This is a genomic window from Flavobacterium sp. 40-81, assembly GCF_001898245.1.
Taxonomy (GTDB): Bacteria; Bacteroidota; Bacteroidia; order Flavobacteriales; family Flavobacteriaceae; genus Flavobacterium; species Flavobacterium inviolabile.
Genome location: NZ_MKTM01000005.1, coordinates 155,102 through 179,608 on the forward strand (window position 1 = coordinate 155,102; position 24,507 = coordinate 179,608).

Annotated in this window: 19 protein-coding genes and 1 tRNA gene; 5 read left to right on the forward strand and 15 right to left on the reverse strand. The window is 40.2% G+C overall.

What is annotated here, in order from left to right:
* The first annotated feature begins 24 nt into the window (after positions 1-24).
* Positions 25-2,055, forward strand: a complete 2,031-nt coding sequence (locus BGO42_RS01130; protein WP_273245018.1) for a ComEC/Rec2 family competence protein — start codon at positions 25-27, stop codon at positions 2,053-2,055.
* Here the strand turns inward: BGO42_RS01130 and BGO42_RS01135 are convergent.
* From BGO42_RS01135 to BGO42_RS01165, 7 genes are read right to left on the reverse strand one after another with little or no spacing between them, the layout of a single operon-like run.
* On the reverse strand, positions 2,052-2,510 hold the full coding sequence (locus BGO42_RS01135) for a thioredoxin family protein (protein WP_177730085.1): 459 nt from the start codon (positions 2,508-2,510) through the stop codon (positions 2,052-2,054). The two genes, BGO42_RS01130 and BGO42_RS01135, sit on opposite strands and share 4 nt — an antisense overlap.
* 8 nt (positions 2,511-2,518) lie before the next feature.
* On the reverse strand, positions 2,519-2,992 hold the full coding sequence (locus tag BGO42_RS01140) for a thioredoxin family protein (protein ID WP_273245016.1): 474 nt from the start codon (positions 2,990-2,992) through the stop codon (positions 2,519-2,521).
* 15 nt (positions 2,993-3,007) lie between these two features.
* A complete protein-coding gene (locus BGO42_RS01145) occupies positions 3,008-4,777 on the reverse strand; it encodes a peptide MFS transporter (protein ID WP_273245014.1) in 1,770 nt (589 codons plus the stop codon).
* Between the two features lie 24 nt (positions 4,778-4,801).
* Positions 4,802-6,313, reverse strand: coding sequence for a peptide MFS transporter (locus tag BGO42_RS01150; protein WP_177730088.1), 1,512 nt, complete (start codon positions 6,311-6,313; stop codon positions 4,802-4,804).
* Between the two features lie 3 nt (positions 6,314-6,316).
* A complete protein-coding gene (locus tag BGO42_RS01155) occupies positions 6,317-7,975 on the reverse strand; it encodes a peptide MFS transporter (protein ID WP_273245013.1) in 1,659 nt (552 codons plus the stop codon).
* A gap of 23 nt (positions 7,976-7,998) precedes the next feature.
* Positions 7,999-9,675, reverse strand: coding sequence for a peptide MFS transporter (locus tag BGO42_RS01160; RefSeq protein WP_273245011.1), 1,677 nt, complete (start codon positions 9,673-9,675; stop codon positions 7,999-8,001).
* A gap of 35 nt (positions 9,676-9,710) precedes the next feature.
* Positions 9,711-11,882 carry a S9 family peptidase gene (locus tag BGO42_RS01165; protein WP_273245009.1) on the reverse strand — a complete coding sequence of 724 codons (2,172 nt, stop codon included), beginning with the start codon at positions 11,880-11,882 and terminating at the stop codon, positions 9,711-9,713.
* 209 nt (positions 11,883-12,091) lie between these two features.
* Between BGO42_RS01165 and BGO42_RS01170 the strand changes: the two genes are divergently transcribed.
* On the forward strand, positions 12,092-13,408 hold the full coding sequence (locus BGO42_RS01170) for a hydroxymethylglutaryl-CoA reductase, degradative (RefSeq protein WP_273245007.1): 1,317 nt from the start codon (positions 12,092-12,094) through the stop codon (positions 13,406-13,408).
* Positions 13,409-13,413: 5 nt separating this feature from the next.
* A complete protein-coding gene (locus BGO42_RS01175; protein WP_273245006.1) occupies positions 13,414-14,331 on the forward strand; it encodes a GYDIA family GHMP kinase in 918 nt (305 codons plus the stop codon).
* Between the two features lie 60 nt (positions 14,332-14,391).
* Here the strand turns inward: BGO42_RS01175 and BGO42_RS01180 are convergent, their stop codons facing one another.
* The 6 genes from BGO42_RS01180 to BGO42_RS01205 all read right to left on the reverse strand — a co-directional run bounded on the left by BGO42_RS01180 (position 14,392) and on the right by BGO42_RS01205 (position 20,637).
* Complete coding sequence (locus tag BGO42_RS01180) at positions 14,392-16,491, reverse strand: peptidylprolyl isomerase (protein ID WP_177730094.1); 2,100 nt, start codon at positions 16,489-16,491, stop codon at positions 14,392-14,394.
* Positions 16,492-16,603: 112 nt separating this feature from the next.
* Positions 16,604-17,860: a hemolysin family protein gene (locus tag BGO42_RS01185; RefSeq protein ID WP_273245004.1), complete on the reverse strand. Its 1,257-nt coding sequence runs from the start codon at positions 17,858-17,860 to the stop codon at positions 16,604-16,606.
* A gap of 20 nt (positions 17,861-17,880) precedes the next feature.
* Positions 17,881-18,057 carry a hypothetical protein gene (locus BGO42_RS01190; protein ID WP_273245002.1) on the reverse strand — a complete coding sequence of 59 codons (177 nt, stop codon included), beginning with the start codon at positions 18,055-18,057 and terminating at the stop codon, positions 17,881-17,883.
* Positions 18,058-18,060: 3 nt separating this feature from the next.
* Positions 18,061-18,615 carry an LPS export ABC transporter periplasmic protein LptC gene (gene lptC / locus BGO42_RS01195; protein ID WP_177730097.1) on the reverse strand — a complete coding sequence of 185 codons (555 nt, stop codon included), beginning with the start codon at positions 18,613-18,615 and terminating at the stop codon, positions 18,061-18,063.
* Between the two features lie 22 nt (positions 18,616-18,637).
* Complete coding sequence (bamG, locus tag BGO42_RS01200; protein WP_177730098.1) at positions 18,638-19,909, reverse strand: BamG family beta-barrel-assembly machinery protein; 1,272 nt, start codon at positions 19,907-19,909, stop codon at positions 18,638-18,640.
* Complete coding sequence (locus BGO42_RS01205; protein WP_177730099.1) at positions 19,906-20,637, reverse strand: type III pantothenate kinase; 732 nt, start codon at positions 20,635-20,637, stop codon at positions 19,906-19,908. Before BGO42_RS01205 ends, bamG begins: the two co-directional genes overlap by 4 nt.
* A gap of 99 nt (positions 20,638-20,736) precedes the next feature.
* Here BGO42_RS01205 and BGO42_RS01210 point away from each other — a divergent pair.
* Positions 20,737-20,809 (forward strand) — tRNA-Phe (locus BGO42_RS01210).
* A gap of 93 nt (positions 20,810-20,902) precedes the next feature.
* On the opposite strand, the gene BGO42_RS01215 is transcribed toward BGO42_RS01210, so the two are convergent.
* A complete protein-coding gene (locus tag BGO42_RS01215; protein ID WP_273244998.1) occupies positions 20,903-21,763 on the reverse strand; it encodes an AraC family transcriptional regulator in 861 nt (286 codons plus the stop codon).
* A 12-nt stretch (positions 21,764-21,775) separates the two neighbouring features.
* Complete coding sequence (locus BGO42_RS01220) at positions 21,776-21,970, reverse strand: hypothetical protein (protein WP_177730101.1); 195 nt, start codon at positions 21,968-21,970, stop codon at positions 21,776-21,778.
* A gap of 167 nt (positions 21,971-22,137) precedes the next feature.
* On the opposite strand from BGO42_RS01220, the gene BGO42_RS01225 reads away from it, so the two are divergent.
* Positions 22,138-24,441 (forward strand): GH92 family glycosyl hydrolase, encoded by a 2,304-nt coding sequence (locus BGO42_RS01225; protein WP_273244996.1) that lies wholly within the window; start codon positions 22,138-22,140, stop codon positions 24,439-24,441.
* Positions 24,442-24,507 lie beyond the last annotated feature (66 nt).

Genomic DNA, 24,507 nt, shown 5'->3' on the forward strand with positions numbered 1-24,507 from the left:
CTATTTTTCAATACCTTAGAATTTATGAAGGTATTGCGATATCCCATAATAGCGATTGTATTCTTTTTTGTATCGGGCATACTCTATGATTTTTACCGGAAGCCCGACACAAACAACCTGCTGCTGTTTTGCAGTGTTACCGGCTTTGTCTTCTGCCTGAGCTATTATTTTTCACAAAAAGATTTTTTACAGAAAAATTATTTCGGCTTAACGCTCTGCCTGTTTTCTTTTGCTGCCGGAAGCTTCGTGCATCATGTTCATTATGAACCGAATCACCCGCGGCATTATACCCGTTATCTGAAAGAAGACCGTAATGAAATCCGGGGAACACTTTCCGAACGTTTAAAACCCAACGCTTTTGCCGAAAAGTACTATTTTACCATTACCGAAATAAACCGGCATCCGGTTTTCGGAACGTTACTGCTAAACATCCCGAAAACAACTGCCATAGAACAGCTGGCCATTGGTGATGTGTTGTTGCTTAACGGTCCTGTAACCCTCATTCCCAGAGCCTTTAATCCTTACCATTTTGATTATGCCGCGTATATGGAAAAGCAAAGTGTGTTCCACCAGCTGCACCTGGATAGCGGTAATTTTGTAAAGACCGGCCAAAAAAGAAATTTTGATTTTTATACTGCCCGCTACCGCGACAAACTGCTTTCCGGTTTTTCCATACATCATTTCCGGCCGGAAGTGCAGCATGTTATTGACGCTCTACTTCTCGGACAGCGACAGGATATGGAAAAAGAAACATCGAGCAGTTATACCGATGCCGGCGTGGTGCATATCCTTGCTATTTCCGGACTTCATATTGCCGTTTTATACGGAATGCTGCTTTTTATAATTAAACCGCTTAAAAAGCACAAAAAGGGCAATATCCTGCAATTAGTATCCGTGCTTGCTTTTCTTTGGATCTTTGCCATACTATCCGGACTTTCGGCATCTGTTGTCCGGTCCGTGACGATGTTCAGCATCATTAGTTTCGGGCTATTCCTGAACAGGACAACCAATATTTACAATTCGCTGGCAGTATCCGTATTGCTGTTGCTGCTGTTTAAACCGGATTTTCTTTTCGATGTTGGTTTTCAGCTGAGCTATATTGCCGTTTTTGCTATTGTCTGGCTGCAGCCATTTTACCGGAAAATAAAGTTTGGCAAAAACCGGATCCTCCATTATTTTACGGACACTGCCCTTATTTCGCTGGCCGCGCAAATTGGTGTGATGCCGCTGTGTTTGTATTACTTTAACCAGGTTCCGTCACCCTTCCTGCTGGCCAATATGGTTGTGATACCGCTTTCTACGGTTATCCTGATCCTGGGAATATTCGTCCTGGCCCTGAATTTTGTTTCTGCTGCTGTTGCGGTATTTTTCGGGCGCCTGCTTTCTTTTTTAATTGAAGTGATGAATGATTATATTGCCTGGGTTGCCTCTTTTAAAGATTTTGTTATCAAAGATATTCCATTTACTTTTTTGCTGATGATCAGCCTGTACCTGAGCCTTATTCTCTTTTTGCTCTGGCTGCGAAAAAAGAGCTTTCCCCGGTTTGCCGGGTGGCTGGTCACCGTGATGATTTTGCAGTTAGTTTATATGGTGACCCTGACGAATATACGGCAGAAAGACGAACTGGTTATTTTTAACAACCGGAAGCATCCCTTGATTACTGTAAAACAAAAGGGCGGCGTTCGCGCTTTCAGCAACGACAGTTTAATTGAAGACAATTACAATCTTAAAATGTATCGTAAAGGTTTGTTTAATCCGGAAGTGCGTTGCTTTCCGTTACAGCAGCTGCTTTTTTACGGGAACCGGAAGATCCTTATTATCGATCATTCCGGATTGTATGCTGTTGGCAGAAAACCGGATGTGATTATCCTGACGGGTTCTCCGAAAATCAATCTGGAAAGAGTTATGGCAGCCTTACAGCCGGAACTGGTTATTGCAGACGGTACCAATTATAAATCGGATGTAAAACGATGGGAGAAAAGCTGCGAAAAAACAAAAATCCCTTTTTACGCTACGAGTAAAAAGGGATTTTATAAAATTGCTAATACAAATTAACCTTTTAAATCTTTTAGCAATTCTTCAGGAGTTCTGTAACCAACAAGTGGTGCTTTTAACTCCCCTTTTTTATCTAAGATAAACATAGACGGATAGCCCTGAACCTGTAAAAACATGGTAAATTCATGAACACCGTTTCTGCCTCTTCTGTTCGGATCAAAACCCGGATTGGCATATTTTTTACCTTTATAGTTTACTTCCGAATTTCCTTCTGCATTAAATTTTACAGCATAGTAATTCTTGCTCACAAAATCGGCTACTTCTTTATCGCTAAAGGTATTTTTATCTAACATTTTACATGGCCCGCACCAATCGGTATACACGTCCATAAAGATCGGTTTCGGATTTTTCTTTTGTGCTTTAATAGCCTCGTCAAATGTCATCCATTTGATTTCCTGTGCCTGAGCCGTTATTGCTCCAACGGTAAGGAATAACATTAATAGTATTTTTTTCATGTTCTTTTTTATTTAATATTCTTTATTATCTGATTTGCTCCTTCTAACCAAACAGCGGGACCGCCGGCAACATAACCGGAGCTTCCCAATTTTTCAAAATTAATTTTCCCGTCTTTTTCAGTGGCTTTTACAAACCATACTGTAGGATAACCGCGAACACCAAACATGTTCATTAACTGGTTGTTTGTTTGCTGTACTTCCGGTGCCAGTGCTTTTCTTCTTGGAAAATCCAGCTCCACTAAAATAACATTTTCTTTTGCCCAGCTTACAAACTGCGGTTGTAAAAAAACTTCTTTCTGCAAGCGGATGCACCATCCGCACCAATCACTTCCTGTAAAAAATAAGAACAGCGGTTTCTTTTCTTTTTCCGATAACTGTACCGCTTTTTTAACATCGGTATACCATTCTAATGTTGCCGCTTCCTGCGCATTAGCCCAAAAGCTTACCAGAACAAAAACCAATACTAATCCTATTTTTTTCATATATCAGGTCTTAATTTATTTTACGCCGTGCATTAATTTTTTCAATACCGGGTTCAACAGTATCACGATACCACCGGCCACCAACGGTACAAATGTAAAAATTAAAAAGAAGGTAGACATATCATAATCTCTCACAATATCGTCAATCATTCCTCCAACACTTGCGGCAAGCTTATTCCCGATGGCAATCGCCAGGTACCACATTCCGAACATAAAAGCAATCATCCGGCCCGGAACCAGTTTACTCACATAGGACAAGCCTACAGGAGCCAGACACAGTTCGCCAAGGGTATGCAGTAAATAGGCCAGGATAAGCCAGATCATGCTCACTCTAACCGTTCCTGCCACTGCTCCCTGCGGTATAGCCGAAGAGCCGTAAGCCAGCACTGCAAAACCAAGTCCCATGATGATTAATCCCAATCCGTATTTTACGGCAGCACTTGGGTTGTATTTGCTATCCCACCATTTTGTATATAACGATGCAAAAACAATGATAAAGAACGAATTCAGCGTACTGAACCACGAAACGGTAACTTCAGAATTTTCACTTGTAAATTCCCGGTACAGCATCCACAAAACAATTCCCCACATTAAGCCGAAACAAACAAAAAGCGTGATGTTCGATTTTAAAATTACCGATTTGGTTTGTTTGAACAACAGTACCAATACCCAGGTAATAATCCCTAACGGAATAATCGTTAGCAAGGCATTGACCGTATTGAAAATAACCAGCGAGTTTCCATCGAGTGCCCTGTCTGTGAAATCTCTTGCAAACAACACCAAAGAAGTCGCTGCCTGTTCAAAAGACATCCAGAAGAAAACCGTGAAAAATGCAAATACGATAAACGCAAACATCCGGTCTCTTACAATTCTGTCATATCGTAAAATCCTTCCCACAATCAGGAACAGGAACAAGACCAATCCGATCAGAATAACCACTAATGGTCCGGCTAATGTTTCTTTGGAAACAATAAATTCCTGCGGTAAGATATTGATATTGCCTATTTTTGATAACGGGTCATTAAAAATAAATAAAACTCCGATAACGGATGTTAAAAGAATCAGAATTTTATCCAAAGTCGTAAAAGGGTTTCTTTTTTCGGCAGCTGCTGCCGCGGCTTCGCGTTTTTCTTTTTTTGGTACTTCACCAATTGTTCCGAAAAGCGGTTTGGCCATCCAGAACTGCAACGTTCCTAACAGCATAAAGATTCCGGCAAGTCCGAATCCCCAGCTCCAGCCTACTTTTTCGGCCAGGTAGCCACAAAGCATCATTCCGAAGAAGGCTCCGGCATTTACCCCCATATAAAAAATGGTATAGGCACCGTCCTTTTTCTCCGGCAGGTCTTTATACATTTCGGAGATAATGGACGTCATGTTCGGTTTAAAAAACCCGGTTCCGATTACCAGCAAAGCCAATCCGAAATACAGCATGAATTCCGTTTCTATGGCCATAGCGGCATGTCCCAGTGTCATGATTCCGGCACCGACAACTACCGCCCAGCGGTACCCGATAAAACGGTCGGCGATCATTCCGCCCAGAATAGGGGTCAGATACAGCAAACCGGCATAGGTTCCGAATAAAGCTCCGGCATTTTCACTACTCCATCCCCAACCCGGCATTGCCACTCCGGCAACAGCCATCGTTAAAAAGTTTACCAGCAGTACCCGCATTCCATAAAACGAAAAGCGTTCCCACATTTCTGTAAAAAACAGTACAAATAATCCCGAAGGATGTCCTAAAACTTTTGATTTGAAAAAATCCGGATTGGCAGATTCAGTCGACATTATAGCAATTCTATTTTAATATTATTATTTTACTTCCTGCATTAATTTTTTCACCAAAGGCGAAATGGCAATTAATACAACTCCCGCAATAAGGGCATACAATGCCAGTTGTTTGTAACCGTCTGCATAGATCGTCAGTTTTTCCAGGTTGGTGGCATGCTCCGAAGCGCTGGCAATATTAGCTCCTAATAATCCGGCAAAATACTGTCCGTAGGCACTCGCCAGGAACCACATTCCCATCAGAACTGCCTGTAGTTTCTGCGGCGAAAGTTTTGTCATGGCCGACATTCCAATCGGCGACAGACACAGCTCTCCAAAAGTAATTACAAACCATCCCAGTGTAAACAGGTCTAAAGAAGTCATCCCGTTAGCATCTGCAAAAAACTTGGTATAGTAAAACACATAAAAACCTCCGGCTAAAAACAGGAATCCTAATCCGAATTTCACTATGGTATTCGGTTCAATTTTCTTTTTAGCCATCCATAACCACACCATACCCACTAAAGCAGCAAACGTGATTACGAAAAAGGAGTTGGAAGAGTTGTTTACCCCGTTCGGATCCAGTTTCACGCCCAGAACGGTATTATTTAAATTGTTGGCTGCAAAAAGGCTCAAAGAACCACCACTCTGTTCAAAAAATGCCCAGAAGAAAATGGAAAAGATAATGAATACCAAAGCCGCCAAAAGTTTTTTATTTTCTGCTATGGAATAATTTTTCATTTCATAGAACAGGTACAATAAAGAACACGGTCCGATGATATACATAAAAATATCGGTGTATTCTGTTTTGGAAACCATGGTCATGATAATCGGCAATATCAGTAAGGAACCGATATAAGTCGCATATTCATACATTTTTCTTTTAGACGTTTCCAGATTCAGCAATGGCGACAGTCCTATTTCACCCAGACTTTTCTGAGTTTGTGTAAACGTCAGCAAACTGATAATCATCACAATTGATGCAAATCCGAACGCTACATTCCATCTCAGGTGTTCCGGAATAAAAGAGCTTAACATGCTTCCATTTGCCACAGCGATACAGATATAACCGCCTATCAGCGCTCCTAAATTCACTCCTGCATAAAACAGGGAGAATCCGGCATCTCTTCTGTTGTCGTCATCACGGTACAGTTTTCCGACCATCGTGGAGATATTCGGTTTGAAGAATCCGGTTCCTACAATGGTAAAGCTGATTCCGAAGAAGAAGAATTGTTTGGGATCTACCGCGAGAATAATACTTCCCACGATCATTAACAGTCCGCCCCAGAAAAGGGATTTGCGGTACCCCAGGATCTTATCGGCAAACAAACCGCCGATAAAGGTAAAGGCATAAACAAAAGCCTGGGTAGCACCATATTGCAGGTTGGCTACCGTTTCATTCATTGTTAACTGGTTTACCATAAAGATAACCAGCATCCCTCTCATTCCGTAGAAGCTAAAGCGCTCCCACATTTCACTAAAAAACAAGTACCACAATTGTTTGGGGTACTTGCCTTTAAAATTCTGTATTTCCTCTAAAGTCGAGTTTGTATTCATAGTTTAATTAATTCCTTTTTCTTTCATAATCGCATTCAACCATTTCAACAGTACAAACATCATTAACGATGCCACTAATAAAAGACTGAAATTTACCCAGAAGAAATCTGTTTTATCTTCATAAGTATCCCACATACTGGCTAATACTCCACTTAGTTTATTTCCGATAGATGTTGCCAAAAACCAGCCGCCCATCATTAACGAGGTAATGTTGGTAGGACTCAGTTTGGACACTACCGATAGTCCCATAGGGCTTAAGAATAATTCTCCGATGGTAATAATACCATAATTGGCAACCAGCCACCAAACACTTACTTTTTCGGTTCCGTTGTTCCCCATTTTTACCGCGGCAATCATTACCAGTACCGATAAGGCGGAGATCAATAATCCGAAAGCAATTTTGGTTGGTGTTGACGGTTCTTTTTTACGGTTTCTTAAAAAGGTGAAGAAAGCAACCACTAACGGTGTTAAAATAATAACCCATCCCGGATTTATGGACTGACTTAAGTTGGTCGCCCACAAGCTTACTGTGGAACCTTCCTGAGGCAGTTTTTCCGGTGCTACATTTCTAAAATATAACGGATAATTTACTTCTTTTTTGACTACGCCGTTTTCTTTTTGCAGTCGGAACTGGTCGTCATATAATTCAACAGAGTCTTTTTTAAATTCAACCTGCTTCGCCAGTTTCAACCCGTTAAACACATTTGCGGTTGTTTCGGTTGTCTGTCTGTCGGTATAACGGTCTGCCCAGGTAGTCAGTGCCGATCCGTTTAATTTGAATACTGCCCAGAACAGGATTACCACACCAAAAATCGCTAAAAGTGCTGCAATTGGTCTTTTGTCCTCTGTTTTTGCTTTGAAATACAAACTGGCATAAAATAATACAACCGGAATACACGCAAAGATAAAGGCATCGGTGCTGTCGGAACCGAAGATATAGCTGTCCGGATTCGTATCGGAAGCCACGCCTTTCAACAACCAGCCGATTACGCCAAATACCGCAGACGGTACCAGGATGAACAGTATAATTTTCCAGAACGGCATGTCGCCTTCCTGTACTCCTTTTTTCTGATCGTAACCTACATAGTGTTTGGTTCCGGACATGAATATCAATACTCCGATAAACATTCCCACTCCGGCAGCCATAAAGGCCCAATGCCACCCTAAAAGGATCTGCAAAGCAGCACCAAAGAAGTTACAGATAAAAGCACCTACATTAATTCCCATATAGAAAATATTGTAGCCTTCGTCCTTTTTGTCTTTGTATTCTTCTTTGGAATAGAAGTTCCCTAATAAGGTCGAGATATTCGGTTTAAAGAAACCGTTCCCTAAAATAACCAGTGTCATGGCTATATATAAGACGGTAATGGAGTGTACTCCCATCAGGAAGTACCCTATTCCCATTAATATTCCGCCTATGATAATTGATTTTCTGTAACCTAAGTAGCGGTCTGCTACTAATCCACCTATAAATGGAGTAAGAAATACTAAAGCAATAAAAGTTCCGTATAAATCAGAAGCTTCTTTTTCGGTCATTGCAAAGCCGGCTTCTACATCTTTTAAATACAATGTAAAAATTCCGATCATTAAATAGTAGCCGAAACGTTCCCACATTTCTGACAAGAATAAAAACGGTAAAGCTTTGGGATGTTTATTCCACATATATTGTTATTTAAGCATTAAAATTATTTTACTCCGTGCATCATTTTCTTAAGAACCGGAGTTAATAAGAATAAAACAACAGATGCAGCACCACACAATATCACAAATACCATAAAGAATTCGAATAGGTTATGGATCTCAAATCCGGCAAAAACACGGTATTGTGCGCTGATTTGATTGTCTGCTAATAATTTTAACTGCTCAGCCGTTGGTGTAACGGTTTTATCCAATACTGCCTGAAGGTCGATTCCAAGCTCCTCTGCTTTTTTGAATTTGTCTCCGGTAGCCGGTAAAATAGATCCTAGTGTACCTGCTAAAGCATATCCTGAAGCATTTGACAGGAAGAATACACCGTATAATAATGATGCAAAACGTTTTGGCGATAATTTCCCTACCAATGATAGTCCGATTGGTGATAAACACAATTCCCCACACGTCTGGATCAGGTATAATAAGATTAACCATTTGATGGCTAACAATCCGCTGTTTCCTAAATCTTTTACATTGTAAGCAATGATAAAATAACTCACTGCGATCAGCATTAATCCGAAAGCCTGTTTCATTGGCGAAATCGGCTCATTTCCTTTTGCTCTTAATTTATCCCATAGAATACTGAATGGTACTGCAAGCATCACCACGAATAAACCGTTGAAGATCTGCACCATTGACGGCGGCATCTGCCATCCGAAGAAGTTTCTGTCGGTCTGGTTATCGGCAATAAAGGTTAACGAAGAACCTGCCTGTTCGAAAGCAGCCCAGAAGAAGATCACGAAGAAAGAAACAATATAGATTACTAAAATTCTGTCTCTTTCAATTTTAGTTAATGATTTATCCGATAAAATCAATCCTGCCAATGTTAAACCACTGGAATAGATTAACGAGTAAATTACGTTTTGTCCAAATACATAATGGAAGAAAAATCCTAATCCTACAAATGCAATAACGGCAATGATTAATGACAGGGAAGAGAATTCTGCTTTTTGTGCTTCTCCTTCTTCAAAGTCAGCCGAATTATGTCCTGAAGGCAATCCTCCTAACGGTTTTCCTTCCGGCGTTACCACATATTTGTTTTTAAGGAAGAAGAATACTGCGGTACCAATTGTCATTGCTAATGCAGCCGCAAGGAATCCCCATTTAAACGCATGGATATCCCGCATTCCGCCTGCATCCTTAACGTCACCAACAATAGGACAGATAAATTGCCCTAAAAATGCTCCGATGTTGATTCCCATGTAGAAAATCGTAAAAGCCGTATCCAATTTGCTTTTTTCTTCTTTTGGATACAAACTTCCCACCATACTGGAAATATTCGGTTTGAAGAATCCGTTACCGAAAATAATAACACCTAATGCAGCATACATCAATGTTTTTGCCAACTCTAAGTTAGACGGGAATACGGTTGCACTGGTAAAAAGCAATAACTGTCCGATAGCCATTAAAGACCCGCCCAGCATGATACAGTTTCTGTTTCCTAAAAATCTGTCGGAGATAAAACCGCCCAACATTGGTGTCAGATAGCATAAACCAAGAAATCCACCATAAATTAAGGAAGCTTCCTCTTCTTTCATCATTAACGAGTTAACCAGGAATAAGGTTAACAATGCTCTCATTCCATAGAAGTTGAACCGCTCCCACATTTCGGTTCCGAATAATACCCAAAGTCCTTTTGGATGTCCTTGTTTTACTGTCTTTTCGCTCATTTGTATTGTTTTTGGTTTTTTGGTTTGGTTTTATATTATAACTTTTCTTTGATAAAGTTGGTCATTTTAGTGTACAACTGCAAACGTGTTTTTCCACCGTAGATACCGTGATTTTTATCCGGATAAATTGCCCAGTCAAATTGTTTGTTTGCCTGTACCAAAGCTTCTACCATTTTCATGGTATTTTGCACATGCACATTATCATCGGCAGTTCCGTGAACCAAAAGGAAGTTTCCTTTTAGTTTGCTCACATGGTTAATAGGTGAATTGTTGTCATATCCTGAGGCATTCTCCTGAGGCGTCTGCATATATCTTTCTGTATAAACACTGTCATAATATCTCCAGCTGGTAACCGGTGCAACGGCAATAGCCATTTTGAAAGTATCACTTCCCTGAAAAATACAGTTGGACGACATGAATCCACCGTAGCTCCATCCAAAAATACCGATTCTGGTTTTGTCTACATAAGCATAGTTTCCAATTACTTTTGCAGCATCAATCTGATCTTCTACTTCAAATTTACCCAGTTCTTTGTAGGTGCATTTTTTAAATTCTGCTCCTTTAAAACCGGTTCCGCGTCCGTCCACACAAGCCACGATATAGCCTTGCTGGGTTAACATCATAAACCAATAATCATCCGTTCCGTTCCAGTCGTTGTTTACCTGCTGGGAACCCGGTCCAGAATACTGGTACATGAATACCGGATATTTTTTATTCGGGTCAAAGTCTTTTGGTTTGATTATCCAGGCATTCAGCTGGTTTCCTTTTTCTGTTGTTAAAACAAAAAATTCTTTTGTTGGCAAATCATATTTCGCCAGTTTGCTTTCCAAAGCTTCGTTGGATACGATCGTTTTAACAAGCTTACCGGTTTTTGTTTCGTGCAGTGTGTGTTTCGGCGCGTTTTTAGCACTCGAAAAAGAGTTGATGAAGTATTCGAAGTTCGGGCTGAAAGTAGCGCTGTTTGTTCCGGTTAGTTCCGTTAAACGCTTTTTGTCTTTTCCGGTTAGTTTAACACTGTAAACGTCTCTGTTAATCGACCCGTTTTCTGTAGACTGGTAGAAAATGGTTCCGGTTTTTTCATTAAATCCGTAGTAGTTGGTTACTTCCCAGTTTCCTTTGGTTATCTGGTTAATCAGTTTTCCGGTTTTAGCGTAGTGATAAATCTGGTTGAATCCGTCTTTTTCGCTTGTCCAGATAAAACTGTTGTCTTTTAAGAACGTTAAATTGTCCGTTACATCCACATAGGCTTTGTCTTTCTCATTCAACACCACTTTTGCCGTTGCCGAATTTCCGTCAACAAACAAAAGATCCAGATTGTTCTGGTGTCTGTTCAGTACCTGAGCACTTAACGTATTGGCCTCATTGGTCCATTTGATACGGGCAATATAGAAATCGTTATAGTTATCTAAGTTCACTTTTTTAGTTGTTCCCGATTTTACATCGTAGATGTGTAAGGAAACCACGGCATTCTTCTCTCCTGCTTTCGGATATTTAAAAACATCCTGCGTTGGGTATAATCCCTGGTTGTACATATCCATCGAGAATTCCGGAACCTCTGTTTCATCAAAACGGATAAATCCGATTTTATCACTTCCGGCATTCCAGTCGAAAGCACGTACAAAAGAAAATTCTTCTTCATATACCCAATCCGTAATACCGTTGATGATATGATTTTTCTTTCCGTCTTTTGTGATCTGAGTGTGTTTTTTAGTTGCCAGGTCATATACATACAGGTTATTTCCGTAAGCATATCCGATTTTAGTTCCGTCCGGAGAGAAAGTAGGCTCCTGTACTTTATAATCGGCAAGTTTGGTTAGTGTTTTTGCAGCAGTGTCGTAGATAAAATAATCTGCTACGAAGGAATGACGAAAAATCTGATCGGAATTGTTTGCAATTAAAATTTTCTTTTCGTCGGCATTGAACGTATAGCTGTCAATTCCCTGTAATTCTTTGAAGTCTTTAGAATCAATTAATGTCGCAACTTTATTTAAAGTCGCAAAATCATACAAATCTATTTGTGATGATTTTGTACTCCGGTCAAAATTAAGTACAGTATACTGATTAGTATTCTTCATGGCTTCTAAAGCAGTCATTCCCTGCGTCCTGAAAGCCCCACCCCAAATCTCTTCTAAGGTGATTTTTTGCTGAGCAACTACTGATAATGAAGTCAGTAACAACAAAAATAACGATTTTTTAAAGTGTTTCATTTTGTCAAATGGTAAAAAACTTCCAATTTTAGTGAAAATTTATCAATTAGCCATAACTTATTGTGTTAAAAGCAAAATTTCAATTCCATTTTGAGTGCTATATTTTAAGATTTTACAATTATATTTCCTTCAAAAAAGCCTTCTAAAAATTATCTTCAATTGCATTATCGAAATCATATCTTTGCAGTAGAATTCAAGAAGAAGAAAAAATGACGAAAGCTATTGCTGGATTTTCGAAGTTATCGAAAGACGAAAAAATAAACTGGATTGCCAATACCCATTTTGCCAATCCTGAACATGCGAAACAGATCATTACCCAATATTGGAATTCCGATGCTGCTTTACAAAAGCTTCACGATGAATTTATCGAGAATACCATTTCCAATTTTTATCTTCCGCTGGGCGTGGCGCCAAATTTCCTGATTAACGGGAAAAACACAACGATCCCGATGGCCATCGAGGAGAGTTCTGTTGTGGCTGCCGCTGCAAAAGCAGCAAAATTCTGGTCCAACCGCGGTGGTTTTAAAACTACGGTATTGAACACCGAAAAAATAGGCCAGGTTCATTTTATCTATAAAGGTGACACCCAAAAACTGAAAACTTTCTTTCAGTATATCAAACCAAAATTCTTTTCCGACACCGAAAGCATTACCAAAAACATGCAAAAACGGGGCGGCGGAATTTTAGACATCGTCCTGCGCGACAAAACAGCCGAACTGGAACATTATTTCCAGCTGCATGCTACTTTTAACACCAAAGACAGCATGGGAGCCAATTTTATCAACTCCTGCCTGGAACAGTTTGCCAAAACCTTAAAAGAAGAAGCGCTAACGTATGCTTTATTTTCGGAAACCGAAAAACAGCTTCAGGTTGTGATGAGCATCTTGTCCAATTACGTACCGAACTGCATTGTTCGTGCCGAAGTGTCCTGCCCGGTTTCGGATCTGAAAGAAGACAAACACATTTCGCAGGAAGAGTTTGCCGAAAAGTTTATCCGTGCCGTACAGATCGCCGAAATCGAGCCTTACCGTGCAGTTACCCACAATAAAGGGATCATGAATGGTATTGATGCGGTTGTAATTGCCACAGGAAACGATTTCCGTGCAGTGGAAGCCGGCGTTCATGCGTATGCTTCCCGAAACGGAAAATACAGCAGTCTTTCGCATGCCAAAGTTGAAAACGGGATTTTTACCTTCTGGATGGAAATTCCACTGGCTTTGGGAACCGTTGGCGGTTTAACCGGATTACATCCGCTAGTAAAGGTAGCGCTGGAATTATTAGGAAATCCTACTGCCGAAGAACTAATGCAGGTGGTAGCGGTTGCCGGGCTGGCACAAAATTTTGCCGCTTTGCGTTCCTTAACAACTACCGGAATCCAACAGGGGCACATGAAAATGCACCTGATGAATATTTTAAACCAGTTTAATGCTACCGAAGCAGAACGTCAAAACGTAGTCGCTCATTTTGAGCACCATACGGTTAGTCATTCTGCCGTAGTGGATTATTTAGCACAACTAAGATCATAATTACTTTGAAAAAAACTTTTTACAGTAACGGAAAGCTTTTGCTCACCGCAGAATATATGGTGCTCGATGGCGCAACAGCCATTGCTTTGCCTACAAAATTCGGGCAGTACCTTCAAATTGAAGAAGGTAAAAAGCAAACGATTTCCTGGAAAAGCTACGACAACGATTCGAGCGTGTGGTTTGAAGATGATATTTCATTTGAAAGCATTATCCGGAAAGAGCATGCCGATACAGAAGCAGGTATTAAAAACACGCTTATTGACATACTGCATGAAGCGAACATCCTGAATCCGGATTTCCTGAACGATGCAAACGGCTATACCATTACCACTACGCTTACATTTCCGCGTTTGTGGGGATTAGGCACTTCTTCAACCCTGATTAACAATATTGCCCAATGGCTCAACATTGACGCTTACAAGCTGCTGGAAGCCAGTTTTGGCGGAAGCGGATACGATATTGCCTGTGCACAGCACAATACGCCTATTTTATACCGGCTGGATTCCGATAAAGCGCCGGTCGTTACCGCGCTGGATTTTAATCCGGACCTTACCGGTAACCTGTACTTTGTGTATCTCAACCACAAGCAAAGCAGTAAATCGGCTATCATGAGCTATTACAACAAACAGCACCGGATTGACACGATGATCCCTAAAATTGACGCTATTACAACGGCTATAGCCGCCACTAACGATTTGCAGCAATTTGGAACGCTGCTTGAAAAACACGAGATCCTGCTGAGTGATATTTTAGAAATGGAAACGGTAAAAGAACGTTTCTTCTATGATTTTAAAGGTATCCTTAAAAGTCTTGGCGCCTGGGGCGGCGATTTTGTGCTGGCGGTTTCCAAAAACAATCCGGAAGAGTATTTTAAAGACAAAGGTTTTCCGGTTATCATTCCTTATTCTGAAATGATTTTATAAAAAAACAAACCATAAAAAAAGGCATCCGAATGGATGCCTTTTTTATATATGCTTATTTGACTATTGCAGATTCGCTCTTTCGTCTTCGATTTTTGCAGCAGCTTTAAGTGCAGCAGTAACTCTGTAAGTAGAAGCTCCCTGTGTTTGTGTCTTGATCTTAGTGATATAAGAAGAGTAGTTTGGTAAAGCCGGAGCTTTTACTACATCTTTTGTTCTGATCATGAAAACAGCCATTTGTCCTTCAATTAATTTTGACGTTTTACCGTTTCCTAATCCAAATGCCGTACCAACAACTTTTGGCTCCTGACCGATATTTGGAATACTTGGGTTATCAAGTGTTACATTAGTAGCCAGTCCAACAGTTGCGCCCGATTTCTGAGCTACAGCTTCTAAAGTAGAACCTGTCATTTTAGCTTTGATCAATTCTGCTTTTTTCTGGTTTCTTAAGATTGGCGCTACCACTTGTTTTGCTTCTTCTAAACCAATGAAACCTGTTTCGTTTTTAGTTTTCAATTTCGCAATGATGTGTCCTTCCAGGTTGTCAAATTTCTTAACCGCACCTTCTTTAGTATCTTTATTGAAAGCCCAAAGTACGATTTGTCTTTGATTTTGAATTCCCGGTAAGCTTTCGTCTGTAGCTTTAACGTTCATAGCCGGTACTACCGCCAATCCCATTTCTTTAGCTACTTTGTCAAAATCTTTATCAGCAGCTTCTGCTTCTAATTTTGTAGCTTTTACGTAAATCGCATCAGCAGTTGCCTCAGACGGCTCGATTTTTTGTGCAATTGTCGCTAAACGAACCGCATCATATTTATCGGTAATTTTGATAACGTGATATCCGTATTCTGTTTCAACCAATCCGATTTTTCCAACCGGGTTGTTGAAAACGAAATCGTTGAATGTTTTTACCATTTGTCCCGGTCTGATGTTGTCATACTCACCACCTGTTTGTTTAGAACCCGGATCATCTGTATTGGTCATCGCCAACATTGCAAAGTTTGCAGGATTAGCCAAAGCTTGTTTTAACAAGTCTTCTGCTTTTGCTTTTGCTTCTTCTTTAGTTCTTGTAATACCTGGCATTTTACCAGCAAATCCTACTAAAATGTGGCTTGCTTTTGCCGTAGCATTTCCTTTTCTTCCCATCATTTTAGAAAGACAGTAGTAACCGTCATGAATGTATGGTCCGAAAACTTCTCCAACCGGAAGGTTGAATAATTGCTCCTGGTTTTCTAAAGGAAGGTCTTTTTTAGCTACATAAGAAGAATCGAATTTTACATCCGAATTTGCATTTACAAACTCTTCTACGTTTTTAGCACCTTTGAATCCAGGTAAGGTATCGTTAGTACCTGTTTTTTCATTGTAAACCACTTTACCTGATAATAATCCGGTAATTGTTGTTTTCATTTCAGCCTCATCTTCTTTTGAAGGTTTGTTTTCAAAGAAAACATACTCTACTTCACGAGAAAAGTCTGATTTATATTTTTTGCTGTTTTTCTTAACATAATCCATGATTTCAGTATCAGAAACTTTCACCTGATCGTCATTGATTGTTGTATAAGGAACGGCTACATAATCAAAGTTAACTTTGTTATTTTCTCTTCCGTAAGCTTCTTTACCGTCATTTTTAGTAACTACAAGACCAGCTTTGATCATGGTATAGTACATTTGCTCGGTTGCCATCTGCTCCAATTGTTTCTCATAATCCAACCAGTTTTTCCACTGATCCGGCTGAGACGAACGGATGCTCGCTACGAATTCGTTGAATTTATTATTATCAAATTGACCGGCAGCATTTAAGAATCTTGGATCCTGTGCGAAATTCGGGTTTTGTTTGATAACATTAACCATTTGGTCTTTTCCGATTTTCAATCCTAATTTTTCAAATTCAGCACCTAGAAGGATTTGCTTAACTTCCTGATCCCAAACTCCGTTTGAAGCTTGCGTATTCGTAATTCCCTGACCGTTTTTTTCGGCCATTGCTACTTTCTGCAAAAATTCCTGAGCTGAGATATCTACTCCATTAACACTCCCCACGTTGCGTGAACTTTGTCTAAACCCTCCGCTGTTGATAACGTCACCAACTACGAATGCTAACAAACAAAATCCGATAACCCCAATTAAAAGAATCGAACGTTGTCTAATTTTTGATAAAACTGCCATCTTATATGATTATTTTTTTTATTCAGTGGGCGAAAATACAATTATCTATTTAATAATAAAAGATGTGTCGCTATATTTTCAATTATTTTTACTTTTTTATTGGGATATTTCTTTATTCCCGGATGCGAACCTCAATTAGTTCAATTTTTTTATTGGATGCTTCCCGAATCAGTATTTTAAAATTGTGCAGGTTCAATTCCTGTCCTTCCTGCGGGATTTCCTTTGTAGCGTGCACGATAAAGCCTCCCAGGGTAACATAGGAATCGCTCTCCGGAATTTTCAGACTGTATTTCTGATTAACGTATTCTACGTTTAACCGGGCCGAAAATAAATAGGAATTATCTTTTCTTTTTTCTTCGATCAATTCTTCCAGATCGTGCTCGTCTTCGATTTCACCAAAAAGCTCCTCAATGATATCCTCCACGGTAACGATACCCGACGTGCCGCCATATTCGTCCATTACAACCGCCATACTTTTCCGTTTCTTGGTCAGTATATCCAGAACTTCCTTTATTAAAACCGTTTCCGGCACATATTCTATCGGGATCATGACGGTTTTAATATCCACCGGTTTTTTAAACAGTTCAAAAGAGTGCACATATCCGACCACATTGTCCAGGGTATCGTTATAGACCACGATCTTGGAATATCCGGTTTCAATAAACAATTCCCTTAATTCGCTAACAGGGTCTTCAATTTCTACTGCCGAAATCTCCGTTCTGGGCGTCATAATATCACGGACTTTTAAATCGGAAAATTCGAGGGCATTCTGAAATATCTGTATTTCGGTATCTATTTCCTCCTGATTTTCGGCCGCATTCATCTGCTCGCTGATATAGGTCCCCAGTTCGCCTTTATTAAAAGACAGCTGTTCTTTATCGCTTTCCAGCTTAAAAACACAAACGATTACTTTATCGGCTATGCCGACAATAATTTTTGAAATCCCGGAAAAAAGCAGGTAAAATCCATAGGCCGGCAATGCCAGTACTTTTATTAAGGTATTCGGGTAAATCTGAAAGATCACTTTGGGCAAAAAACTGGAAGTCAGCAAAATCAGCAGTGTTGCAATCACCACCTGCATTATGAGCATTACAAAAGGAGTGAATGCCACGCCCTGCTCCCGCAGCAGCTGAACCACAAGTGCACTGGAAAAATAACCATAAATAGAAAAAACAATGCTCTTGCCCAACAGCATCGAGGCGATGAATCGGGACGGTTTTTCGGTTAGTCTGGACAGTATTTTCGAGAAAAAGGTATTTTGTTTTTTCTCAATGCTCAGATAGACTTTATTGGAAGCGATATAAGCGATTTCCATTCCAGAAAAGAAGGCGGAAAGTATTAAACAGCTTATGATTATCGCAATTTCCATATACTTGTTTTTTGGGGGTACTACCTTTTCATTTTATCGGAGAAATGGCGTCTGAAGAAGAACATAAAAAGTGCCGCTGCCGCAAAAAGAAAACTGATGATATAATTTTCTCCTGCCTGTAATTGCGTTAAACCTTCATAAATAAACAATACTGCAACAACGATATACAGATAATGAACATATTTTAAAACTCCCATAATTTATTCCAATTTTGATATTTCTCCTCTATTCTGTTGGGCATTCATAACCGAAAAATCTTTACTAAAATCGATTCCTTTTCCTTCCAGATAACTATTGGCATCTGTAAATTTAAAGTATTTCTCGGTAAAAAACCATTCATTTTTCTGATCGTAATACAATTGTTCCGTCTGCAGGACTTTACCGTCGCTGGATGTAATCTTCACATGCCCCTGCAAATCAATAATATCTGTTTTGGCATAGGTAATGGCATAATCCGACTCCACATAGCTTTTTTGTGCTTTTTCATCAAAAAGCGTTACAAACACTCCTTTTGGAAATTCGGTATAAGGATATTTTAAATTTGAGAAATCCAGCAGCTTCGGACTTACCAATATCGCTTTTATCTTTCCGGAATCGGTATATTTCAGATTAACGTTTTCCGCTTCGCCAATGGGAGAAAACGGAACGGCATTAATTCGCTGTACCTCTTTGAAATTGCTTTCGCATGAAAAAAACAGAGTCACAGCAAGAACTGTGACTACATGTAAAAGATATTTTTTAGACTTGACCTTCATCGTCTTACAATCAGGTTATATACTATTCGTATTTTGTTCTCTTAAACCACAAATCGTTTACGGAAAGACCGATATAAACGCTGAAATAGTTTTCCTTGATAAGGTTACTGCTTGTCGTTCCTTTGCTTCCGTATTCAAAACCAATATTCAGGTTTGACAAACTTTTTCCGATCGGGAATCCGAAACCGGCATTAATCCCGTAATCTTTAATGGACTGATTGTTGATTACCAATCCTGTATTTTCATATCGGAAACCGGCTCTGTAGGTAACTCTGTCAAAATAGCTTGTAAAAGAGTTAAATTTAGGAGTGAAGTACCCTCCGATAACATATCGCTGTGATTTTTCGAATTCCACATTCGTGATTTCGTCAAAACGGTTTAAGAATTTACTTTTATCCTGCATGGTAATTTCTGCTCCCACAAACCATTTTTTAGTAACTCCGATACCGGTTCCCAAAGCATATTTAGCCGGTAGTTCGAAATCGGTTCTTGTAGGATCATAATCTTTAGTATCCGAAACCAGTTCCGATCCGTTAGCCGAATAGGTAATGGTTGCTACCGATCCGGTGTTATCCGATTTCAGCGTGCTTTTAGGTGAATACGTTAAACTGCTGATCCAGTCATATTTCTTATTTAATTTTGTCTGATAGATCAATCCGGTATTAAAAGCAACACCACTGTATCGCGACGTATTGATTTCTCTTTTTCCTAAGTGAACATCTTCAACAAATCCAACCGATTTTGTTTCCACTCTTCCGAAGTTATATTGAAAATCAGCTCCGATGCTCAATTTTGAAGTAATTTTATATCCTAATCCTAAAAATACATTATTAACGCCTCCTTCACCTGTGAATCGCTTATCAATATTTGCTGTTTCTCCGGTAGATAATGAGGTTGTTGTTTTCTGATCCACTTTATATCCTACAGAGGAATACGGCATCAAACCAAAAGACACTCCCATTTTCGGGCTGATCGGAAATCCTAAAGCCAGATAATCAAAAGTTGTTCTGCTGGCTGTTTCTTTCTGGGTCTCGTTCTTAAAAGTCGTATTCTTAGTAGTGGCTCCCACTGTAAAGGCGGTTAGCTTTAAAGAGGCAAGTGATGCCGGGTTTTGCAGATTAAGGTGAATACTATCCGGTAATATCCCCAAACCTCCCATTGCCTTGTTTTCATGCGTTCCTCTGTATTTAACATCGCCAATACCGTAAAACGAATAAGGTGAAGCGGTACCTTCCTGCGCAAAAATCACAGAAGAAAAAAGCAAACTAATGCCTAGAATTATCTTTTTAATCATTTGTTGATTGTATATTGATATAAATGGTTCAAACTTTCCAATAGAAAATTTGGATTGGCAAATATGGTGTTTTTTACTCTTTTCGCCAAAAAATCCGTATCACCACCTGTTAAAATTACTGTTAAAACTTGATATTGTTCACGATAGCGTTCTATAAATCCGTCTATTTCCTGTAAAACCCCATTCACCACACCCGAATGTATCGCCTGTTTTGTGGAGTCACCAATAAAACCCTCAGGACTTTCCAGAGTTAATAACGGCAGTTTTGCCGTATAATTATGCAGGGCTTCATAGCGGAGGCGAAATCCCGGCGAAATGGCTCCACCCAGGTAATTATCGTCTGCATCAACAAAATCATAGGTAATACAGGTTCCGGAATCGATAATCAGCCGGTTTTGTTTCGGGTATTTAAAAACCGCTCCGGCTGCCAGCACCATTCTGTCTACACCCAAGGTTTTAGGCGTTTCATAGCGGTTTTCAAAAGGCATGCTGCTATCGGACGTTATTTTATACAACTCTACTCTCTTTTCAAGCCATTCCAGAACCGTTTCATCCAAAAAACCGACCCTGGACAGCGTTGCCTTCGTAATTACCGGGTACTGCCGAAAAATATTTTCCAGTTTTTCAACCGCTTCTTTTTTATCAAAAACCGCATCCAGAACAAAGGTATCCCCCTCAAATACAGCCGCTTTTATTCTTGTATTTCCAACATCTATAGCTAAAAGCATTCTTTCTTTAATTAGATTTCAAAGATACAAATAGATTTTTTTATCAAATTGTTTTGGATAAATAAAAAATGCCCCTATATTTGCACCCGCAATAAGGAAGGTGCCTTAGCTCAGTTGGTAGAGCAATGGACTGAAAATCCATGTGTCCCTGGTTCGATTCCTGGAGGCACCACTAGAAAATCGCAAAACAAATAAACCCCTGGATTTATCATTCAGGGGTTTTATTTTGCGGTAAATCCACTGCCCAATCCGGCAGTCTCCTGTATTATTCAACAGGTATATAAATTTCCGTTTTTAGTTTTTCCGGTTCCGTTTTGTCCGGATTATTACAATACTTCTCAAAGGAATGATAATCCCTTAACTGAAGATTCTTCTCCGGCAAAAGCGTACCGTAAATCCTGTCGTAAACCGCATCCAGATTATAGTAAGGCCCTTTATAAAGAAACACGGCAAATTTCCCGCCTTTTATTTCTTTCACGCCGATATCGCCCTGCGGCTTCGCTTCCTTTTTAACGGCAAGACAAATATCTGTACGCAGCTTCTCACTTTTCGTCACTTTAGGATCATCATAATAAATAGCCAGATGCTCCATTCCGGCCGAAAATAGTTTATGCTCTTTTACAAACTGCCACAAACGCTGCCAGGATCCTGCAAAATCCAGACTTCCGTATTGACCGGAGAGATTGATATAAATGAGCTGTTTGGCCACAATATCCATTACTTTAAAACCGGTAATATTTAACGGTACATTTTTTTCTGCTGTTTTCATAATCTTATATTCTTTATTAGTTCTGTAATCCAATGGCGAAATACCATATTGCTGCCGGAATGCTTTGGAAAGCGAAGTAGGCACTTCATAGCCCACTTTATAAGCAATTTCCGAAATGGAAAAATCTGTATACCGGATTAGTTTCGCCGCAGTTTCCAGCCGTACCCGGACAATATAACTCCCGATGGGCTCTCCGATAAAAGCGCGGGTTATGCGGTGAAAATGATACGGAGAAAAGTGACTTATTGCCGCCAGTTTTACCAGGTCAACCGGTTCATCCAGATGATTATTAATGTATTCCACAATTACATTAATCTGTTTTTTATATTCTGCTATCGTTGCTATTCGCTGTTCCATACTTTCTTTATATTATAACCCTAAAAGCTTTATTATTTCTGCCGCATATACCCCGGCAATAAAAACCATCACAATCAGTATATTGACAAGCCATCCGGTTCCCAAAACCTTACCGGCGTTATTCCCTGAAACATACCACACATTAAAGACAATGCTGAACGTCATGATAAAGTGCGAAAACCGGACAAACAATTCTGTTTTTACCATATTCAATAGGCTTATTTGTTTCCTCAAAAGTATAACGCAGCGGTCTTTTACACCTGTCCTATCTTGCTAAATTACAATCCTTTTTTTCATAAACATTTAACACCACATCCCGCTATTACAATAGCACTGAAATCTTTATCTTTGATATCCAATCTGATTCCCAAAACATGAACTCAAAAATAGCAGGCTTACTACTAACCGTAACAACTGTTTGTTTCGGACAAAACAATCCTAACCAAACCGCTCATCAAATGATCGACTTTGTAAATCCAATGATCGGAACACACAAAATGGGACACACTTTTCCGGGTGCTACAACCCCATTCGGTATGGTACAGCTAAGTCCGGAAACCAACAATGTGAACATGTTTGCAGATGGCAAATACAATCCCGACACTTATAAATATTGTGCCGGCTACCAATATGACGACACCACAATCTTCGGATTCAGCCATACTCATTTCAGCGGAACCGGACATGCCGATCTGGGCGATTTCCTGATCATGCCCACAACCGGAAAACTACAGTTAAATCCCGGCAAAGCCAATGAACCCGGCAGCGGTTATTTTTCGACATTTTCCCACACTACCGAAGTGGCCAAACCGGCCTACTACAAAGTACAGCTGGACAGCTACAACATTAAAGCAGAATTAACCGCCAGCGACCGCGTAGGATATCATCAATACACCTTTCCAAAATCCGATTCAGCACACATCCTGCTGGACCTGATGTACAACATCTATAACTATGACGATAAAAACACCTGGGTCTTTGTTCGCGTAGAAAACGATTCCACCGTGACCGGCTACCGCCAGACCAATGGCTGGGGAAGAACACGCACAGTGTATTTTGCCATGCAGTTCTCCAAACCCTTTGCTTCCTACGGTCATAAAAAATATGACAAGACACCGTATAAAGGTTTTTACGGACGCTTTAATGAAGAAGAAAATTTCCCTGAAATGGCTGGGAAAAATATCCGCGCTTACTTTAATTTCAAAACGGATGAAAACGAAAAAATCGGTGTAAAATTCGCACTGTCCTCCGTGAGCACCGCCGGAGCTTTATTAAACCTGAAAACGGAAATTCCGGGCTGGAACTTTGAAAAAACAAAACAGGAAAGCCAGCAAAAATGGAATAAAGAGTTGGCCAAAGTTACCGTTGAAACCACTACTCCCGCAGAGAAAGAAACGTTCTACACCGCACTGTACCACACCATGCTGGGACCTATCCTATATGAAGATGCAGACGGAAACTACCGCGGACTGGATCAGAACATCCACCAATCGGAAGGATTTACCAATTACACCGTATTTTCCTTATGGGATACCTACAGGGCTTTACACCCGCTATTCAACATCATCCAGCCGAAACGCAACAACGACATGATCAAGTCCATGCTGGCTCATCACGACCAAAGTGTTCACAAAATGCTTCCGGTATGGAGCCATTATGCCAACGAAAACTGGTGCATGATCGGCTACCACTCCATTTCTGTTATTGCCGATGCCATTGCCAAAAACACTACCGACATCGACCTTAACCGCGCCCTGACTGCCGGAAAAAATACCGCGACCGTTCCGTATTTCGACGGCCTGGACAGCTATATGCAGCTTGGTTATGTTCCGGAAAACAAAAGCAGCAATTCCGTTTCCAAAACACTGGAATTCGCTTATGACGACTGGTGTATCGCGCAAATTGCCAAAAAAGCAAAGGCAACCAAAGACTATGAAACATTTACCAAACGTTCCGAAAACTACAAGAATGTTTACGATCCTTCCATTGGCTATATGCGTCCGAAATTAAGTGACGGAAAATGGCGGGAAAATTTTGATCCGTTAGACACTCACGGACAGGGCTTCATTGAAGGCAACGCCTTGAATTACGGCTTGTATGTTCCGCATAAAATTGACGACATGATCGAAATGATGGGCGGGAAAAACAAATTCTCCAACCATCTGGACCAGATCTTTACAATCAAGCTTGCCGATAAGTATATCGAAAAAAATGAAGACATTACCCGCGACGGTATCATTGGCAGTTATGTACACGGAAACGAGCCCGGGCACCACATTCCGTACCTGTACAACTGGACAAACAAACCGTGGAAAACCCAGGAACGCGTTCGTATGATCATGAATACCATGTATTCCAATTCTATTGACGGTTTGTGCGGTAACGACGATGCCGGCCAGATGAGTGCCTGGTATATTTTTAGCGCGCTCGGATTTTACCCGGTACTGCCCGGCTCCGACCAGTACGCGATCGGCAGTCCGATGGTTAAAGCGGCAACCTTACAGCTTGAAAACGGAAAAACCTTAAAAATAAAAACCGTTAACCAGGCTCCGGAAAATGTATATGTACAGAAAGTGACTTTAAACGGTAACGAAATTGACCGGAATTATTTACTGCACAGTGAAGTTTATGACAATAGTGAAATCACTTTTTACCTAAGCAGCAAACCAAAGCGATAAGTGATGCCATAATTCCAAAAAACTAAAACATTACCCACTAAGCAGTTACGTTTTTTATTACATTTT

Coding starts and splice junctions, on each gene's coding strand:
- BGO42_RS01155 (WP_273245013.1), bottom strand. CDS start 7,975: ATGTGGAATAAACATCCCAAAGCTTTACCGTTTTTATTCTTGTCAGAA.
- BGO42_RS01170 (WP_273245007.1), top strand. CDS start 12,092: ATGACGAAAGCTATTGCTGGATTTTCGAAGTTATCGAAAGACGAAAAA.
- BGO42_RS01215 (WP_273244998.1), bottom strand. CDS start 21,763: ATGGAACAGCGAATAGCAACGATAGCAGAATATAAAAAACAGATTAAT.
- BGO42_RS01220 (WP_177730101.1), bottom strand. CDS start 21,970: ATGGTAAAAACAGAATTGTTTGTCCGGTTTTCGCACTTTATCATGACG.
- BGO42_RS01225 (WP_273244996.1), top strand. CDS start 22,138: ATGAACTCAAAAATAGCAGGCTTACTACTAACCGTAACAACTGTTTGT.
- bamG (WP_177730098.1), bottom strand. CDS start 19,909: ATGATTAAAAAGATAATTCTAGGCATTAGTTTGCTTTTTTCTTCTGTG.
- BGO42_RS01140 (WP_273245016.1), bottom strand. CDS start 2,992: ATGAAAAAAATAGGATTAGTATTGGTTTTTGTTCTGGTAAGCTTTTGG.
- BGO42_RS01185 (WP_273245004.1), bottom strand. CDS start 17,860: ATGGAAATTGCGATAATCATAAGCTGTTTAATACTTTCCGCCTTCTTT.
- BGO42_RS01160 (WP_273245011.1), bottom strand. CDS start 9,675: ATGAGCGAAAAGACAGTAAAACAAGGACATCCAAAAGGACTTTGGGTA.
- BGO42_RS01145 (WP_273245014.1), bottom strand. CDS start 4,777: ATGTCGACTGAATCTGCCAATCCGGATTTTTTCAAATCAAAAGTTTTA.
- BGO42_RS01150 (WP_177730088.1), bottom strand. CDS start 6,313: ATGAATACAAACTCGACTTTAGAGGAAATACAGAATTTTAAAGGCAAG.
- BGO42_RS01135 (WP_177730085.1), bottom strand. CDS start 2,510: ATGAAAAAAATACTATTAATGTTATTCCTTACCGTTGGAGCAATAACG.
- BGO42_RS01165 (WP_273245009.1), bottom strand. CDS start 11,882: ATGAAACACTTTAAAAAATCGTTATTTTTGTTGTTACTGACTTCATTA.
- lptC (WP_177730097.1), bottom strand. CDS start 18,615: ATGAAGGTCAAGTCTAAAAAATATCTTTTACATGTAGTCACAGTTCTT.
- BGO42_RS01190 (WP_273245002.1), bottom strand. CDS start 18,057: ATGGGAGTTTTAAAATATGTTCATTATCTGTATATCGTTGTTGCAGTA.
- BGO42_RS01180 (WP_177730094.1), bottom strand. CDS start 16,491: ATGGCAGTTTTATCAAAAATTAGACAACGTTCGATTCTTTTAATTGGG.
- BGO42_RS01130 (WP_273245018.1), top strand. CDS start 25: ATGAAGGTATTGCGATATCCCATAATAGCGATTGTATTCTTTTTTGTA.
- BGO42_RS01205 (WP_177730099.1), bottom strand. CDS start 20,637: ATGCTTTTAGCTATAGATGTTGGAAATACAAGAATAAAAGCGGCTGTA.